General features: G+C 64.2%; 12 protein-coding genes. 6 read left to right on the top strand and 6 right to left on the bottom strand.

Features of this window, described 5'->3' with window-relative positions:
• Positions 1-15 precede the first annotated feature (15 nt).
• A complete protein-coding gene (locus CAG44_RS04945; RefSeq protein ID WP_075045994.1) occupies positions 16-1,380 on the bottom strand; it encodes a glutamine synthetase family protein in 1,365 nt (454 codons plus the stop codon).
• 533 nt (positions 1,381-1,913) lie between these two features.
• On the opposite strand from CAG44_RS04945, the gene hrpA reads away from it, so the two are divergent.
• Positions 1,914-5,819, top strand: a complete 3,906-nt coding sequence (hrpA, locus tag CAG44_RS04940; protein WP_085691685.1) for an ATP-dependent RNA helicase HrpA — start codon at positions 1,914-1,916, stop codon at positions 5,817-5,819.
• A 237-nt stretch (positions 5,820-6,056) separates the two neighbouring features.
• On the top strand, positions 6,057-7,178 hold the full coding sequence (locus CAG44_RS04935) for a beta-ketoacyl-ACP synthase III (RefSeq protein WP_085691684.1): 1,122 nt from the start codon (positions 6,057-6,059) through the stop codon (positions 7,176-7,178).
• A gap of 199 nt (positions 7,179-7,377) precedes the next feature.
• Here the strand turns inward: CAG44_RS04935 and CAG44_RS04930 are convergent, their stop codons facing one another.
• Positions 7,378-8,622: a putative porin gene (locus CAG44_RS04930; protein WP_025340175.1), complete on the bottom strand. Its 1,245-nt coding sequence runs from the start codon at positions 8,620-8,622 to the stop codon at positions 7,378-7,380.
• A 263-nt stretch (positions 8,623-8,885) separates the two neighbouring features.
• Between CAG44_RS04930 and CAG44_RS04925 the strand changes: the two genes are divergently transcribed.
• A complete protein-coding gene (locus CAG44_RS04925; protein WP_085691709.1) occupies positions 8,886-10,013 on the top strand; it encodes a GNAT family N-acetyltransferase in 1,128 nt (375 codons plus the stop codon).
• A gap of 126 nt (positions 10,014-10,139) precedes the next feature.
• Here CAG44_RS04925 and CAG44_RS04920 read toward each other — a convergent pair whose 3' ends face one another.
• The 4 genes from CAG44_RS04920 to CAG44_RS04905 all read right to left on the bottom strand — a co-directional run bounded on the left by CAG44_RS04920 (position 10,140) and on the right by CAG44_RS04905 (position 14,335).
• Positions 10,140-11,972: an ABC transporter ATP-binding protein gene (locus CAG44_RS04920; protein ID WP_075045990.1), complete on the bottom strand. Its 1,833-nt coding sequence runs from the start codon at positions 11,970-11,972 to the stop codon at positions 10,140-10,142.
• 62 nt (positions 11,973-12,034) lie between these two features.
• On the bottom strand, positions 12,035-12,592 hold the full coding sequence (locus CAG44_RS04915; protein WP_025340172.1) for a peptidylprolyl isomerase: 558 nt from the start codon (positions 12,590-12,592) through the stop codon (positions 12,035-12,037).
• Positions 12,586-13,398: an alpha/beta fold hydrolase gene (locus CAG44_RS04910; RefSeq protein WP_085691683.1), complete on the bottom strand. Its 813-nt coding sequence runs from the start codon at positions 13,396-13,398 to the stop codon at positions 12,586-12,588. The genes CAG44_RS04915 and CAG44_RS04910 overlap by 7 nt, the downstream gene beginning before the upstream one ends.
• Before the next feature lie 13 nt (positions 13,399-13,411).
• Positions 13,412-14,335 carry a LysR family transcriptional regulator gene (locus CAG44_RS04905; RefSeq protein WP_012273620.1) on the bottom strand — a complete coding sequence of 308 codons (924 nt, stop codon included), beginning with the start codon at positions 14,333-14,335 and terminating at the stop codon, positions 13,412-13,414.
• Between the two features lie 48 nt (positions 14,336-14,383).
• Between CAG44_RS04905 and CAG44_RS04900 the strand changes: the two genes are divergently transcribed.
• From CAG44_RS04900 to CAG44_RS04890, 3 genes are all read left to right on the top strand, one after another.
• Positions 14,384-14,698 (top strand): hypothetical protein, encoded by a 315-nt coding sequence (locus CAG44_RS04900; protein ID WP_012051530.1) that lies wholly within the window; start codon positions 14,384-14,386, stop codon positions 14,696-14,698.
• Between the two features lie 108 nt (positions 14,699-14,806).
• Positions 14,807-15,406: an FMN-dependent NADH-azoreductase gene (locus tag CAG44_RS04895; RefSeq protein WP_025340170.1), complete on the top strand. Its 600-nt coding sequence runs from the start codon at positions 14,807-14,809 to the stop codon at positions 15,404-15,406.
• Positions 15,407-15,690: 284 nt separating this feature from the next.
• Entirely contained in the window at positions 15,691-16,572 is an 882-nt protein-coding gene (locus tag CAG44_RS04890; protein ID WP_085589145.1) for a carboxylate/amino acid/amine transporter, read from the top strand.
• The last annotated feature ends 16 nt before the right edge of the window (positions 16,573-16,588 follow it).

Below are 16,588 nucleotides of genomic sequence, written 5' to 3'. Positions count from 1 at the left end.
TTGTTATCTGGGGGCTCAGGCCTGGTGCAGGTACCAGCGCCAGTCCTGCTCGCTGACTTCGGCCATGAACTGGCGGTACTCGGCGCGCTTGACCTTCAGGTACACGCCAAGGAAGTCCTCGCCCAGTGCTTCGCGAGCCCAGCTGGAATGCTGCAGGGCGTCGAGGGCAGTCAGCCAGTCGGTGGGCAGGTGTTCGGTGGCCTGGGCATAGCCGTTGCCTTCCACCGGTGCCCCCGGGTCCAGCTGTTCGCGGATGCCCCGGTGGCTGGCGGCAAGGATCGCCGCAGCGGCCAGGTAGGGGTTGGCGTCGGCGCCACAGATGCGGTGCTCCACATGCCGGCTGTTGGCCGGGCCGCCCGGTATGCGCAGGCTCACGGTACGGTTGTCGACGCCCCAGGTTGGTGCCAGCGGGGCATAGCTGTTGGCCTGGAAGCGGCGGAACGAGTTGGCGTTGGGGCAGAACAGCAACAGCGAGTCGCGCAGGTGGCGCAGCATGCCGGCCACGGCCTGGCGCAGCAGCGGGGTGCCGGCCTTGTCCTCACTGGCGAACAGGTTGTTGCCGGCGCTGTCGGCCAGGCTCAGGTGCATGTGCATGCCGGTACCGGCCAGTTGCGCGAACGGCTTGGCCATGAAGCAGGCCTGCATGCCATGGGCGTGGGCAATGCCTTTGACCAAGCGTTTGTAGCGCACGGCCTGGTCCATCGCCTGCAGGGCGTCGCCGTGCTCGAGGGTGATTTCCACCTGGCCGGGGGCGTATTCCGAAATCGCCGTGCGGGCCGGGATGCCCTGGGCCTTGCAGGCGGCGTAGAGGTCGGCGAGGAACGGCTCGATCTGCTCCAGTTCGCGCAGGCCATACACCTGGGTGGTGCGTGGGCGGCCGCCGTCGTTGTCCAGCGCCGGTTGCGGGCGGCCCTGGGCATCACGTTGCTGGTCGAGCAGGTAGAACTCCAGTTCGCAGGCCATCACTGGATGGTAGCCGTCGGCCTTCAACGCCTCGATGGTACGCAGCAGCACATGGCGCGGGTCGGCGATGCTGGCCGGCAGGCCCTCGTTCGGGTGCATGCTCACCTGCACCGCGGCAGTCGGCACCCGGCGCCAGGGCAGGCGTACCAGGCTGCCTTCAAGCGGGTAGGCGCGGCAGTCGATATCGCCCACGTCCCACACCAGGCCGGAGTTTTCCACGTCGTCGCCGTTCAGGGTCAGGCCGAGAATGGTGCTGGGCAGCGGCCGGCCGGTCTGGTACACGGCCAGCAGTTCCTCGCGGTGCAGCAGCTTGCCGCGCGGCACGCCGTTGGCGTCGAGGATGAACAGTTCGAACAGCTCGATATCGGGGTTGTCGGCCAGAAAACGGCTGGCCTGCTCTACAGGTGCAAAGTGCATGATGGATTCGCTCACGGGCGCACGGGCCACCGCGCATGCTGGCGGCCCGGCTGAGTCAAACGGCCGGAAGACGGCCGGGTCTGGTCACAAAGGCGTGAGCGAGAAATCCGGTGGGCGTGCGTGACGGCAGTGCCACAGGGCCCAGAAGGCGAGGATGATGTGGACCAGCGGATTCTCACCGGCACGGCGCCGGGCCTTCGCTTGCGAAGGGCGGGACGACGGTGGGGCGATGGGCTGGACGGGAGTCATGCCTTTGATACTCACATGCGGCGTAAGGTTGATTAAAGCAGTGAATGGCAACCTTTACATCGCACCTGGCTAAACATTTGTGCCGTTGCACCTGGCCTCTTCGCGGGTAAACCCGCTCCCACAGGATTGCATCAAGGCTGGGTGTTGTGCGGTCCCTGTGGGAGCGGGTTTACCCGCGAAGAGGCCAGCACAGGCAGCAGAGAACCGGCAAATCTGCGACAATCGCGCATCCTTCGAATGCCGATCATGAAAAAGCAGGCTCACCTGCATCACTAAAAAGCCCCATGACTGACCACGCCATCGACAAACTGCTGCAAAACCTCGACCACGCCATGATCGCCGACCGCCATCGCCTGCGCCGGCAATTGCACGAACTGCGCAAGCGCCCCGACGAGGCCAAGCTGGCGCAGTGGGTGGAAAAGGTCCAGGCGTCCTGCGCCCAGGTCACCGCGCGCCAGCAGAGCGTGCCGACCGTGCGCTACGACGACAGCCTGCCCATCGCTGCCAAGCGTGACGAAATCAAGAAGGCCCTGGCCGAGCACCAGGTGCTGGTGATCGCCGGCGAAACCGGCTCGGGCAAGACCACCCAGTTGCCGAAGATTTGCCTTGAACTGGGCCGTGGCAGCCATGGCCTGATCGCCCACACCCAGCCACGCCGGATCGCCGCCCGCAGCGTTGCCGCGCGGGTTGCCGAAGAGCTGGGCACGCCCCTGGGCGGGCTGGTCGGCTACCAGGTGCGCTTCGAGGACCAGAGCGATGCCAACACCCTGGTCAAGCTGATGACCGACGGCATCCTGCTGGCCGAAACCCAGCACGACCGTTTCCTCGAGCGCTACGACACGATCATCGTCGACGAAGCCCACGAACGCAGCCTGAACATCGACTTCCTGCTCGGCTACCTGAAGACCCTGCTGCACCGCCGCCCGGACCTGAAGCTGATCATCACCTCGGCGACCATTGACCTGGAGCGCTTCTCCAAACACTTCGACGGCGCGCCGATCATCGAGGTGTCCGGGCGTACCTTCCCGGTGGAAACCTGGTATCGCCCACTAACCAGCGAGCAGGACGAGGAGGGCAACCAGATCGAGGACGACCTCACCGTCGACCAGGCCATCCTCGCCACGCTGGACGAGCTTGCGCACCACGAACGAAGCGAGGGCAAAGGCCCCGGCGATGTGCTGATCTTCCTGCCAGGCGAGCGCGAGATCCGTGATGCCGCCGAGATCCTGCGCAAGGCGCAACTGCGCCACACCGAGATCCTGCCGTTGTACGCGCGCCTGTCGCCGGCCGAGCAGCAGCGCATCTTCCAGCCACACACCGGGCGCCGTGTGGTGCTGGCCACCAACGTTGCGGAAACCTCGCTGACCGTGCCGGGCATCCGCTATGTGATCGACACCGGTACCGCGCGCATCAGCCGCTACAGCTACCGCGCCAAGGTGCAGCGCCTGCCCATCGAGGCCGTGTCGCAGGCCAGTGCCAACCAGCGCAAGGGCCGCTGCGGCCGGGTCGAGCCGGGCATCTGCGTGCGCCTGTACAGCGAAGAGGATTTCAACAGCCGGCCGGCGTTCACCGACCCGGAGATCCTGCGCACCAACCTGGCGGCAGTGATCCTGCAGATGCTGCACCTGCGCCTGGGCGCAATCGACGCCTTCCCGTTCATCGAGCCGCCGGATGGCAAGGCCATCAGCGATGGTTTCAACCTGCTGCAGGAGCTGTCGGCGGTCAACCGCGAAAACCAGCTGACGCCGATCGGCCGCCAGCTGGCGCGCCTGCCGATCGACCCGCGGCTGGGCCGCATGCTGCTCGAAGGCGCCCGCCTGGGCAGCCTGCAGGAAGTGCTGATCGTCACCAGTGCGCTGTCGGTGCAAGACCCGCGCGAGCGCCCGCCGGAGCGCCAGCAGGCCGCCGACCAGGCGCACGCGCAATGGAAGGATGTGGATTCCGACTTCGCTGCGCTGGTCAACCTGTGGCGTGGCTTCGAGGAACAGCGCCAGGCGTTGACCGCCAACCCGCTGCGCAACTGGTGCCGCAAGAACTTCCTGAACTACCTGCGCCTGCGCGAATGGCGCGATGCCCATCGCCAGCTGGCACTGATCTGCCGTGACCTGCAGCTGACAGTTAACAAGGAACCGTCCGACTACCCGAAAATGCACAAGGCCATTCTCAGTGGCCTGCTCAGCCAGATCGGCCAGAAGACCGAAGAGGGTGACTACCAGGGCGCCCGTCAGCGGCGCTTCTGGGTGCACCCGTCGTCGGGCCTGGGGCGCAAGCGCCCGCAGTGGGTGATGGCGGCCGAACTGGTCGAAACCACCAAGCTGTACGCACGCATGGTGGCCAGGATCGAGCCGGACTGGATCGAGCCGCTGGCCGGCCACCTAGTCAAGAAGAACCACTTCGAGCCGCACTGGGAGAAGAAGCGCGGGCAGGTGGTGGCCTACGAGCAGATCACCCTGTACGGCCTGATCCTGGTCGGCCGTCGGCCGGTGCATTTCGGCCCGATCGACCCGGTCACCTCGCGCGAGCTGTTCATCCGCGAAGGCCTGGTGGGTGGCGAAATCCAGTCGCGGGCCAAGTGCCTGACGGCCAACAAGCGCCTGCTGGAAGAGCTTGACGAGCTGGAGGCCAAGGCCCGCCGCCGCGACATTCTTGCCGACGAAGAGACGCTGTACGCCTTCTACGAAGCGCGTCTGCCGGCGGAAATCCACCAGACGGCGACCTTCGACAGCTGGTACCGCATGGGCAGCCAGAAGGACGCCAACCTGCTGATCATGCGCGAGGAAGACGTGCTGGCCCGCGAGGCCAGCGAAGTCACCGCCGCGCAGTACCCCGACAGCATGCAGGTGGGCGAGCTGCGCCTGCCGCTGAGTTACCACTTCGAGCCCGGCCACCCCCGCGATGGCGTGACCGTGCGGGTGCCGGCACCGCTGTTGCCGAGCCTGCCGGGCGAGCGCCTGGAGTGGCTGGTGCCCGGCCTGCTGGAAGCCAAGTGCGTGGCGCTGGTGCGCAACTTGCCCAAGGCCCTGCGCAAGAACTTCGTGCCGGTGCCGGACTTCGTCAAGGCCTCGCTGGCACGCATGACCTTCGGCCAGGGCGCATTGCCGCAAGCCCTGGGCCAGGAACTGCTGCGCATGACCGGCGCCCGTGTGCCCGACGAGGCCTGGGACGAGTCGGTCAACCTGGTCGAAGGCCACCTGCGCATGAACATCGAAGTGGTCGATGGCCAGGGCAAGTTCCTGGGTGAAGGCCGCGACCTGGCCGAGCTGACCGCGCGCTTTGCAGCAGCCAGCCAGGCAGCGTTGGCCGTGCCGCGTGACGCCAAGAGCGAGCAGCCGGTGCAGGCCAAGGCTTTCAGCGAGGTGAAGCAGACCGCGCAGCAGAAGATCGCCGGCTTGTCGATGACCGTGTACCCGGCGCTGGTGGAAGAGGGCGGCACCGTGCGCGAAGGGCGCTTCTCGACCCAGGCCGAGGCCGAGTTCCAGCACCGCCGCGCCTTGCAGCGCCTGTTGCTGCAGCAGTTGGCCGAGCCGGCCAAGTACCTGCGCGGCAAGCTGCCGGGGCTGACCGAGTTGGGCCTGCTGTACCGTGAAATGGGCCGGGTCGAGGCGCTGGTCGAGGACATTCTGCTGGCCAGCCTGGACAGTTGCATCCTCGAAGGCGAACAGCCGCTGCCACGCGATGGTGCGGCCCTGGCAGGCCTGGCCGAGCGCAAGCGCGGCAGCTGGGCCGAGCATGCCGAACGCCTGGCACGGCAGACGTTGGAAGTGCTGAAGCTGTGGCATGGGCTGCAGAAGCGCTTCAAGGGCAAGATCGACCTGAGCCAGGCGGTGGCGCTGAACGACATCAAGCAACAGCTCGGCAACCTGGTGTACCCAGGCTTCGTGCGCGAAACCCCCGGGGGCTGGTTCAAGGAGCTGCCGCGTTACCTCAAGGCGGTGGAACTGCGCCTGGAGAAGCTGGGTTCGCAGGTGCAGAAGGACCGGGTGTGGAGCGGTGAGCTGGCCAACCTGTGGGCGCAGTACAAGGCCCGTGCCGACAAGCATGCCCAGGAAGGCAAGCGCGACGAGCAGCTGACCGTATACCGCTGGTGGCTGGAGGAATATCGGGTTTCGCTGTTTGCCCAGCAGTTGGGGACCAAGGTGCCGATTTCCGACAAGCGATTGAGCAAGCAATGGAGCCAGGTGGAGGGCTAAACTTCCACAGTTGTGGCAATATTGATGCAATTTGGGGTCGCCTGGCGGCCCCTTCGCGGGTAAACCCGCTCCCACAGGTACAGCAGTGTCCTCGGGAGCGGTGCAACCCCTGAGGGAGCGGGCGAGCCCGCGAACGAGGGCGCAGCCCTCGCCTATAAATTGGCACTAAAGTGCCATTAACCTGTCATGTTTCCAGCCAGCGCCCCGTGGCGATGGCCTTTGACCAGAGGAACGACCGTGCATAACGTCGTGATCAGCGGCACCGGCCTGTACACCCCGGCCCAGAGCATTTCCAACGAAGAACTGGTGGCGTCCTTCAACACTTGGTCGCAGCAGTTCAACCAGGACAACGCCGCCGCCATCGAGCGCGGTGAAGTCGAGGCGGCACCGCTGTCCGATGCCGCGTTCATCGAAAAGGCCTCGGGCATCAAGAGCCGCTTCGTCATGGACAAGGCCGGCATCCTCGACCCGCAGCGCATGAAGCCGCGCCTGCCCGAGCGCTCCAACGAGGAACCGTCGGTGCTCTGCGAAATGGCCGTGGCCGCTGCCCGCCAGGCCCTGGAGCGCGCCGGTCGCACGGCGGCCGATGTCGACGGGGTGATCGTCGCCTGCTCCAACCTGCAGCGCCCGTACCCGGCCATCGCCATCGAAGTGCAGCAGGCGCTGGGCATCCAGGGCTTTGCCTTCGACATGAACGTGGCCTGCTCGTCGGCCACTTTCGGCATCCAGACCGCCGCCAACAGCGTGGCCCTGGGCCAGGCGCGCGCGGTGCTGATGGTCAACCCGGAGGTGTGCACCGGCCACCTGAACTTCCGTGACCGCGACAGCCACTTCATCTTTGGTGATGCTGCCACTGCGGTGCTGCTCGAGCGTGCCGACAAGGCCACCTCGACGCACCAGTTCGACATCGTCAGCAGCAAGCTGTGGACCGAGTTCTCCAACAATATCCGTAACAACTTCGGTTTCCTCAACCGCGCGGCGGAAGAGGGCGAGGGCGCGGCGGACAAGTTGTTCATCCAGGAAGGCCGCAAGGTGTTCCGCGAGGTATGCCCGAAGGTGGCAGAGCTGATCGGTGAGCACCTGCAGGAAAACGGGCTGCAACCAAGCGATGTGAAGCGCTTCTGGCTGCACCAGGCCAACCTCAGCATGAACCACCTGATCGTCAAGAAGCTGCTGGGGCGTGAAGTGGCCGAGGAAGACGCACCGGTGATTCTCGACCGTTATGCCAACACCAGTTCGGCGGGTTCGGTGATTGCCTTCCACCTGTACCAGGACGACCTGGCCAAGGGCTCGCTGGGCGTGTTGAGCTCGTTTGGTGCGGGGTATTCGATTGGTAGCGTGATCCTGCGCAAGCGCTGATTTATCTGGAGTCTGTACCGGCCTCTTCGCGGGCTTGCCCGCTCCCACAGGTACTGCACAGTTTTCAAGAGCTGTGGTGATTCTGTGGGAGCGGGCGAGCCCGCGAAGAGGCCGGTGCATTTTTCACAGGCAAAAAAAGCGGGAAATGCCGGATGGGGTCGGCATTTCCCGCTTCAGGTGAAGCAGTGCAGGGTGTCGCTTAGAACTTGGCTTCCAGGTCTACCTGCAGCGTGTCTACGTCAGCATCGCTGTTCGGCAGGTTGGAGAAGTCGGTCTTGGCCATCATGTAGGCCGCGCCGAGGGCGAAGTTCTTGTCGATTTCGTAACCCACCTTGAACTTGTGGCCACGGGAACCGGTGAAGCCGTTACCGAAGTCAGAGTCGGTGAACAGGCTGACTACACCGTTACGCTGCACGTCGCGGTAGTTGTAGTCCAGGCTCCAGGCGCCGATCTTGCTCTTCAAACCAGCCAGCCAGGCCTTGTCCTTGCCATCGGTGCTTTCGGTGTTCTTGACGAACTGGCCGTAGGCCGACAGCGGGATGGCGAAGCCGGTGAAGTCGACCTGGCCGAAACCTTCTACCAGCTGGAACTCGTTGGTGGTGTTGCCCAGTGAACGCAGGGCAGCAGATTCCTTGTCGTTGTCGTAGCCGTAGATACTGCCGCCGACGGTGACCTTGACGGTGTCAGCCGCGTTGAACTTGGTACCCAGCTGGGCCGCGTACAGCTGTGCGTCGTGCTTGAACTGCACGCCGTCGCCGTCGACGTTGTCCTTCAGGTTGTAGTGGCCGATGCTGCCGAACACTTCGGCCGGGCCGAGGTTGGTCTTGTAGGTAGCGGCCAGGCCTTCCGGGTTGATGTCGCTGTCCCAGATGATGTCGCCCATGCTCACCCATGGCTGCAGCATCTTGCCGCCGATCAGGTGCAGGTTCGGGACGGCAGTCGGGTGCCAGTCGAGGTAGGCCAGGTCGACCCACAGCGATTTCTTCTCGAAGTAGTTGTCCAGGCTCTGGTTGGTCGAGCGGGCATCGGCGCTGCTGCCGGTGGCCACACGCACGCCGGCGTCGACCTGCGGGTTGATCTCGCTGTAGAAGCCGACACGGGCACGTACACGTTCACGGTCCTGGTTGCCGCTGCGAGCGATCGGGTCGTCGACGTTGACGTCTTCGTAACGCAGGCGCACATCACCCTTGATCTGGGTCTTGGCGGCCCATGCCACTTTCTGTTCAAAGGAGCTCATCCGTTCGGACTGAGCTTTCTGAGCGGCCTTTTCCTTGGTTTCTTGAGCCAGGTCCGCCTGCAGTTCGTTGTACTGCGCCTGGTTGATCGAGCCATTGGCGCGGAGCATTTCGAGCAGCTTGGCGTCGACAGCTGCACTGGCCGGAGTACTCAGAGCCAGCATCATGCCGGTGAGGCTCACTCCGGTAAGTGTAGAAACAAGACGCATAAGGTTCTCCCTGTTGAATAAGATGGGGGAGGCTCAAGCGCCCGCCCCTGTGTTGGCATGTCTTCGGAAAGGGCCTGAATAGACAGGTTCTGGGGTTCCGGAAAACAGGCGCAAGTATTGCGGGGGCGAATGACAGATTAATGTCGAATTAGTGGCACTGCGGTTAAGTAATTGAGAATAAAAGGATCTGTCCCGGCTATCGTGATTTGAGTGGCGGGCCTTCCTTGGGGATACTGGGTACCTTGAAACAGCGAGCCGAAACCGTGACCAGCCTGTACAGCCTTGCCCATTTGCGTGATCTACCGGCGGCCACCTGGGATGCCCTGGTGCCGGCCGGCCAACCGTTCCTGCGCCATGCGTTTCTCAGCGCCATGGAGGACAGCGGCAGCGTCGCGCGCAACACCGGCTGGGCCGCCGAGCACCTGGTGCTGGAACGTGACGGGCAGGTACGGGCGCTGCTGCCGGCGTACCGCAAATGGCACTCGTTTGGCGAGTACGTGTTCGACCATGGCTGGGCCGATGCCTGTGAGCGGGCCGGCATTGCCTACTACCCCAAGCTGCTCGGTGCCGTGCCGTTCAGCCCGGTCAGCGGCCCGCGCCTGCTCGCCGCCGACCCAGCCGATGGCCTGCTGGTGCTGCAGGCGTTGCCGGAGTACCTGGGCAAGGGCGGGCTGTCTGGTGCGCACATCAATTTCACCGAGCCGGCGCTGGACGAACAGCTGGCCGGCCAGCCGGGCTGGATGGAGCGCCTGGGCTGCCAGTTTCATTGGCGCAACCACGGCTACCGTGACTTCCAGGATTTTCTCGACAGCCTGAGTTCGCGCAAGCGCAAGCAGATGCGCAAGGAGCGTGAACAGGTGGCCGGGCACGGTATTGAATTCCGCTGGTACCGTGGGGGTGAACTGGATGAGGCGCAGTGGGATTTCGTCTACCGCTGCTACGCCAATACCTACGCGGTGCGCCGCCGTGCGCCCTACCTGACACGCGAGTTCTTCAGCCTGCTGGCCGAGCGCATGCCCGAGGCCTTGCGCGTGGTGATGGCGCGGCAGGGTGGCCGTGATGTGGCCATGGCCCTGAGCCTGGTGGGGGGCGACAGCCTGTTTGGCCGCTACTGGGGCTGCCTGGATGAATTCGACCGGCTGCATTTCGAAACCTGTTTCTACCAGGGCATGGACTTTGCCATTGCCGAAGGGCTGCAGCGTTTCGATGCCGGGGCGCAGGGGGAGCACAAGCTGATTCGCGGCTTCGAGCCGGTGCTGACGCGGTCGTGGCACTACCTGCTGCATCCGGGGCTGCGGCGGGCGGTGGAGGATTTTCTGGCGCAGGAGCGGGAAGGGGTGCGGGCGTATGCCGAGGAGGCCAGAGGGATGTTGCCCTATCGCCGGGACTGATCCATTTATATTGGCTGTGCCGGCCTTTTCGCGGGCTTGCCCGCTCCCACAGGTACGGCACAGTTTTCAAGGCCTGTGGTGATCCTGTGGGAGCGGGCAAGCCCGCGAAGAGGCCAGTACAGGAAATCAGTCGACCCCGACAAACCCCCCGGTCTGGTGATGCCACAACCGGGCATACAAGCCTTGCTGCTCCAGCAGTTCACTGTGGCTGCCACTCTCGACAATCCGCCCCTTGTCCAGCACCACCAGCCGGTCCATCCGCGCAATGGTGGAAAGCCGGTGGGCAATGGCGATCACTGTCTTGCCCTGCATCAGCGTCTCCAGGCTTTCCTGGATCGCTGCCTCTACCTCCGAGTCCAGCGCCGAAGTGGCCTCGTCCATGATCAGGATCGGTGCATTCTTCAACAACACCCGGGCAATCGCGATGCGCTGGCGCTGGCCACCCGACAGCTTGACCCCGCGCTCGCCCACATGGGCATCGAAACCGGTGCGCCCCTGGGCGTCCGACAACTGCGGGATGAACTCGTCGGCGCGGGCCCGGCGCACCGCTTCATGCAGCGCCGCCTCGCTGGCACCGGGGCGACCATACAGCAGGTTGTCGCGGATCGAGCGGTGCAGCAGCGAGGTGTCCTGGGTGATCATGCCGATCTGCGCGCGCAGGCTGGCCTGGCTCACTTCGGCAATGTCCTGGCCGTCGATGAGGATGCGCCCGCCCTGCACGTCATAAAGCCTCAGCAACAGGTTGACCAGGGTCGACTTGCCTGCCCCGGACGGGCCGATCAGGCCGATCTTCTCGCCCGGGCGGATGTCCAGGTCGAGCCCTTCGATGACGTTGGCGGCCTTGCCGTAATGGAAGTCCACGTCATCGAAACGCACCGCACCGCGGCTTACCTTGAGCGCCGGTGCGTTGGGCCGGTCGGTGACGGTGACCGGCTGGGCGATGGTCTGCAGGCCGTCCTGGACCATGCCGATGTTCTCGAAGATGCCGTTGACCACCCACATGATCCAGCCCGACATGTTGACGATGCGTATCACCAGGCCGGTGGCCAGGGCGATGGCGCCGACAGTGATCAGCGACTGGCTCCACAGCCACAGCGCCAGGCCGGTGGTGGCGACCACCAGCAGGCCATTGAGGGTGGTGATGACCACGTCCATGCTGGTGACCACGCGTGCGGCCAGCTGGGTTTTCTCTGTCTGTTCGCGGATCGCTTCGCGGGCGTACTGCTGCTCGAAGTCGGTATGGGCGAACAACTTGAGGGTGGCGATGTTGGTGTAGCCGTCGACGATGCGCCCCATCAGCTTGGAGCGGGCGTCGGAGGAGATCACCGAACGCTCCTTCACCCGGGGGACGAAGTAGAACAGCGCGGCGATGTAGCCGGCGATCCACAACAGCAGCGGCAGCATCAGGCGCCAGTCGGCCTCGGCAAACAGAACCAGCGAGGTGATGGCGTAGATCAGCACGTGCCATAGCGCATCCACCGCCTGCACCGCAGAGTCGCGCAGTGAGTTGCCGGTCTGCATGATGCGCTGGGCGATGCGCCCGGCGAAGTCGCTCTGGAAGAAGTTCAGGCTCTGCTTGAGCACATAGGTGTGGTTCTGCCAGCGGATCAGGCTGGTCATGCCGGGGTTGATGGTCTGGTGCACCAGCAGGTCGTGCAGGCCGAAGAATACCGGCCGCAGCAGCAGGATCACCACCAGCATCCAGATCAGCTCGCCGCTGTGTTCGCTGAAGAAACTGGCATTGGGCGTGCCCTGGGCCAGGTCGATGATGCGGCTGAGGTAGCTGAACATCGCCACCTCGATCAGCGAGGCGACCAGGCCCACCACCAGCAGGGCGACAAAGCTCGGCCACACCTGGCGCAGGTAATACAGGTAGAACGGCCACACCTGGCCGGGTGGCGACTCGCTGGGCGCGTCGCGGAAGATGTCGATCAGTTGCTCGAAACGGCGGTACAGCATGGGTGACAAGACTCCTGTGCTACCCGACCCCGGAAGGTTTCACGTCCCTGTGAAACCTGCGGTCAGTCGATGCGTTTGGCGGACTTGATGAACACCGGGTCTGCCGGGACATCGCGCATGCCTTTCTTGATGGTAGTTGGCGAGTTGACGATCTGGTCGACCACCTCCATGCCCTTGGTGACCTTGCCGAACACCGCGTAGCCACGGTCGCGGCCCGGGTTGAGGAAGTCGTTGTCGGCGACGTTGATGAAGAACTGGCTGGTGGCCGAGTTCGGGTCGGAGGTGCGCGCCATCGACAGCGTGCCGCGAGTGTTCTGCAGGCCGTTGCCGGCCTCGTTCTGGATCGGGTCACGGGTCTGCTTCTGTACCATCTGCTCGGTGAAGCCGCCGCCCTGGACCATGAAGCCCGGAATTACCCGGTGGAAGATGGTGTTGTTGTAGAAGCCGCTGTCGACGTACTCGAGGAAGTTCTTGGTACTGACCGGCGCCTTCTCGGCATTCAGTTCGATTTCGACCTGGCCGAAGCTGGTGTCCAGCAGTACGTGCGGGGTCTTGTCGGAGGCCATGACGCTGGTGGCGAAGGCGACCGAGCAGGCGGTGAGCAGGAGTTTTTTCAGCATGGGCTCAAAGATCCTTGAGAGGTGGAAGCGGCTGCAAGGAACTGCAGCAGGGTCTGGTTGAAGACCTCGGGTTGGTCGAGGGGTGTAGCGTGCCGGGAATCGTCGATGACCACCAGCCTGGCGTGGGGCATCAGTGCGACGTAGCGTTCTTTCAGTTGTATCGGGGTGTAATCGTGGTCGGCGGCGATCACCAGGGTAGGACAGTGGATCTGGCCGATGCGTTCCTGCACGCCCCAGTCGACGATGGCGTCGAAACTCTTGAGGTAGGCGCGCTTGTCGTTGCGTGCCCAGCGCTGGGCCATCTTCTGCCGCAGTTCGGCCTGCTGCGGTTTGGGGAACAGCCGCTCGGCCAGGCCCTTGCCGACGGTTTCGACACTGAGCAGGCGCGCCAGGCCCCAGCGCTTGAGCCACCATGCCCAGTCACTGCGGGTGCGGCGCTTGACCTCGGGGGCGCTGTTGACGATGCACAGGCTGCGCAGCCACTGCGGGTGATCGACGGCGAACTGGAAGCCGACCATGCCACCCATGGACAGGCCGACGAAGTGCACCGGGCCGGTGTGCAGGTGTTCGAGCAGGGCCAGCAGGTCGGCACTGAAGGTGGCGATCTGGTAGCCGTCGCGTGGCTTGTCGGAGCGGCCGTGGCCGCGGATGTCCATGAGGATTACCCGGTAGTGGCGGCTGAGCACCGGTACCTGCAGCTCCCAGTCCTGGCAGCTGGAGCCCAGGCCATGCAGCAATACCAGGGGTTCGCCCTGGCCATATTCCTCGTAATGCAGTGCGCATCCTTCGTGTTCGAAATAGGCCATGGGCGCGGTCCTCTCAGGCTTGTGGGGGGGCTGCGAAGGGCACGTCCAGTGGCGCGGTGTCGAAATTGCGCAGCAGGTCGATGAGAATCTGCGTAGCCGGGCCCAAGGTCTTCTCTTTGCTCGAATAAAGGTAGAACAGTGGGTGGCGGCTGCCACCCTGATCCAGCGGCAACGGCTTGAGCACGCCTTCGCGCAGCTCGCGCTCGATCATGTGGCGGGGCAACCAGGCAAAGCCCAGGCCACTGCTGACGAAGGTAGCGGCGGTGCCCAGGCTGCCGACGGTCCAGCGTTGCTCGGCACCCAGCCAGCCGACATCGCGCGGCTGGGCGCGGCCGGAGTCGCGGATTACCACCTGCAACTGGCTTTCCAGGTCCTGGAAGGTCAGTTCGCGGCCCAGGCGGTGCAGGCTGTGTTCGGGGTGGGCGACGGCGACGAACTCCACCGCGCTCAGTTCGGCGCCCAGGTAGCCGCCGATGCTGTAGCTGCTGATGGCCAGGTCGGCGATGCCTTCGTGCATCACTTCCTCGACGCCAGACAGCACTTCTTCACGCAGGCGCACCCGGCAGCCACGGCTCTGCGGCATGAACGCGGCCAGGGCGCGTACCAGGCGGGCACTGGGGTAGGCGGCATCGACCACCAGGCGTACCTCGGCCTCCCAGCCCTGTTCCATGTGGTGGGCAAGGTCCTCGAGCTGGCTGGCCTGCTTGACCAGGTGGCGCGAACGGCGCAGCAGGACATTGCCGGCCTCGGTGAGCACCGCCTTGCGGCCGTCGATGCGCAGCAGCGGCACGCCCAGTTGCTCCTGCATGCGGGCCACGGTGTAGCTGACCGATGACTGCGAGCGGTGCAGTGCCTCGGCGGCCTGGGCAAACCCACCGTGATCGACCACTGCCTGCAGGGTTCGCCACTGGTCAAGGGTTACGCGCGGCGCTTTCATCTTTCGCTCCTGTTGTCCTAAGCTGCGCTCTTTCAAGGAGAGCGGCCCATGAAGAAATGTTGTGCGGCAATACTGATGTGCCTGCCCCTCGGGGCCATGGCTTATCCCATCGACGTTGAGAAGGAACTGACCGGGGTAAAGCTCGACTACACCGCCTATGACACGGCCTATGACATTGGCGCCATCACCCTCAACAACTATGGGCAGGTACCGGCCGCGTGCAAGGTGACTTTCCGCAATGGCCCCGAGGCACCACGGGTGCGCCGGGTGAACGTACCGGCCGGTAAAAGCGTCGATGTCACTGCCAAGTTCAACCGGCAGATCATCAAATTACGGATCGCCTTGAACTGCAGTGCAGAATAAACTGATAAATCGATAGATTGAACCCACTTTTTACGCTTTTTTATCGATAGGTCAAGCCGTAATCTCACCTCCATCGAATCGCAACCCTTTTTGCCGATGGAGGCCCCCATGTCCCGCGTACTGATCATCGAAAGCAGCGCCCGCCAGCAGGATTCCGTTTCCCGTCAGCTGACCCGTGATTTCATCCAGCAGTGGCAAGCCGCCCACCCGGCCGATCAGATCAGTGTGCGCGACCTGGCCGTGAACCCGGTGCCGCACCTGGACGCCAACCTGCTGGGTGGCTGGATGAAGCCCGAAGAACAGCGCAGTGCTGCCGAACTGGACGCCTTGGCCCGCTCCAACGAACTGACCGATGAGCTGCTCGCCGCCGACGTGCTGGTGATGGCTGCGCCGATGTACAACTTCACCATCCCCAGCACCCTCAAGGCCTGGCTGGACCACGTACTGCGTGCCGGCATCACCTTCAAGTACACCCCCACCGGCCCGCAGGGCTTGCTGACCGGCAAGCGCGCCATCGTCCTGACTGCCCGTGGCGGCATCCACGCCGGCGCCACCAGCGACCACCAGGAACCGTACCTGCGCCAGGTAATGGCCTTCATCGGCATTCACGATGTCGACTTCATCCATGCCGAAGGCCTGAACATGAGCCCTGACTTCCACGAGAAGGGCGTCAACCAGGCCAAGGCCAAGCTGGCGGCGGTGGCCTGAGGCTTATCGAATTCCCAACCCTGACACCTGTTGTTGCTCCTTTGGGTGTACCTGCCCGGCCTGCATGGCCGGGTTTTTTTATGCCTGGAATTTCATGGGTGTCTGTGCCGGCCTCTTCGCGGGCTTGCCCGCTCCCACATGTACACCGCAGGTCTCAGGTACTGTGATGTCCCTGTGGGAGCGGGCAAGCCCGCGAAGAGGCCGGCACAGCCCCACATTCCTCATGGTTGAACTCATTTGCCGCAACCCGCTAAGGTCGCGGCCTTGATCCACGAGAGGCAACCATGGGCTACCTGATAATCGTCGCGCTGATCCAGGCGTTTTCCTTCAGCCTGATCGGCGAGTACCTGGCCGGGCACGTCGACAGCTACTTTGCCGTGCTCGCGCGCGTGGTGCTGGCTGGTCTGGTGTTCCTGCCGCTGACCCGCTGGCGCCAGGTCGAGCCGCGCTTCATGCGCTCGATGCTGCTGATCGGCGCGCTGCAGTACGGCATCACCTACGTCTGCCTGTACCTGAGCTTTCGCGTGCTCACCGTGCCGGAGGTGCTGCTGTTCACCATTCTCACGCCGTTGCACGTGACGCTGATCGAAGACGCCATGAACCGGCGCTTCAACCCGTGGGCGCTGCTGGCAGCGCTGGTGGCGGTGGCCGGCGCGGCGGTGATCCGCTTCGACACCATCAGCGGCGAGTTCTTCATCGGCTTCCTGCTGCTGCAACTGGCCAACTTCACCTACGCCGCCGGCCAGGTGCTGTACCGCCACCTGGTAGCACGCCACCCCAGCGACTTGCCGCACTACAAGCGCTTTGGCTACTTCTACCTGGGTGCGTTGATCGTGGTGTTGCCGGCCTTCCTGCTGTTTGGCAACGCCCAGCACCTGCCGACTACCGATGTGCAGTGGCTGGTGCTGCTGTTCCTGGGCCTGTGCCCGACGGCGCTGGGGCTGTACTGGTGGAACAAGGGCGCCTGCATGGTTTCGGGCGGGACGCTGGCGGTGATGAACAACCTTCATGTGCCGGTAGGGTTGCTGCTCAATTTGCTGATCTGGAACCAGGACGAGCCATTGGGCAGGCTGTTCATCGGCGCGGCGGTGATCCTGGCGTCGGTATGGATGAGCCGCCTGGGTACCCTGACGTTATCAAGCAAGCCATGGCGCAGTCAGCTATGACGCGTTCGTTACTGAA

Source organism: Pseudomonas sp. B13(2017), assembly GCF_002113245.1.
Taxonomy (GTDB): domain Bacteria; phylum Pseudomonadota; class Gammaproteobacteria; order Pseudomonadales; family Pseudomonadaceae; genus Aquipseudomonas; species Aquipseudomonas putida_Z.
The sequence above is the reverse complement of the archived record's forward strand: the minus strand, read 5'-3'. Positions and strand labels throughout refer to the sequence as shown.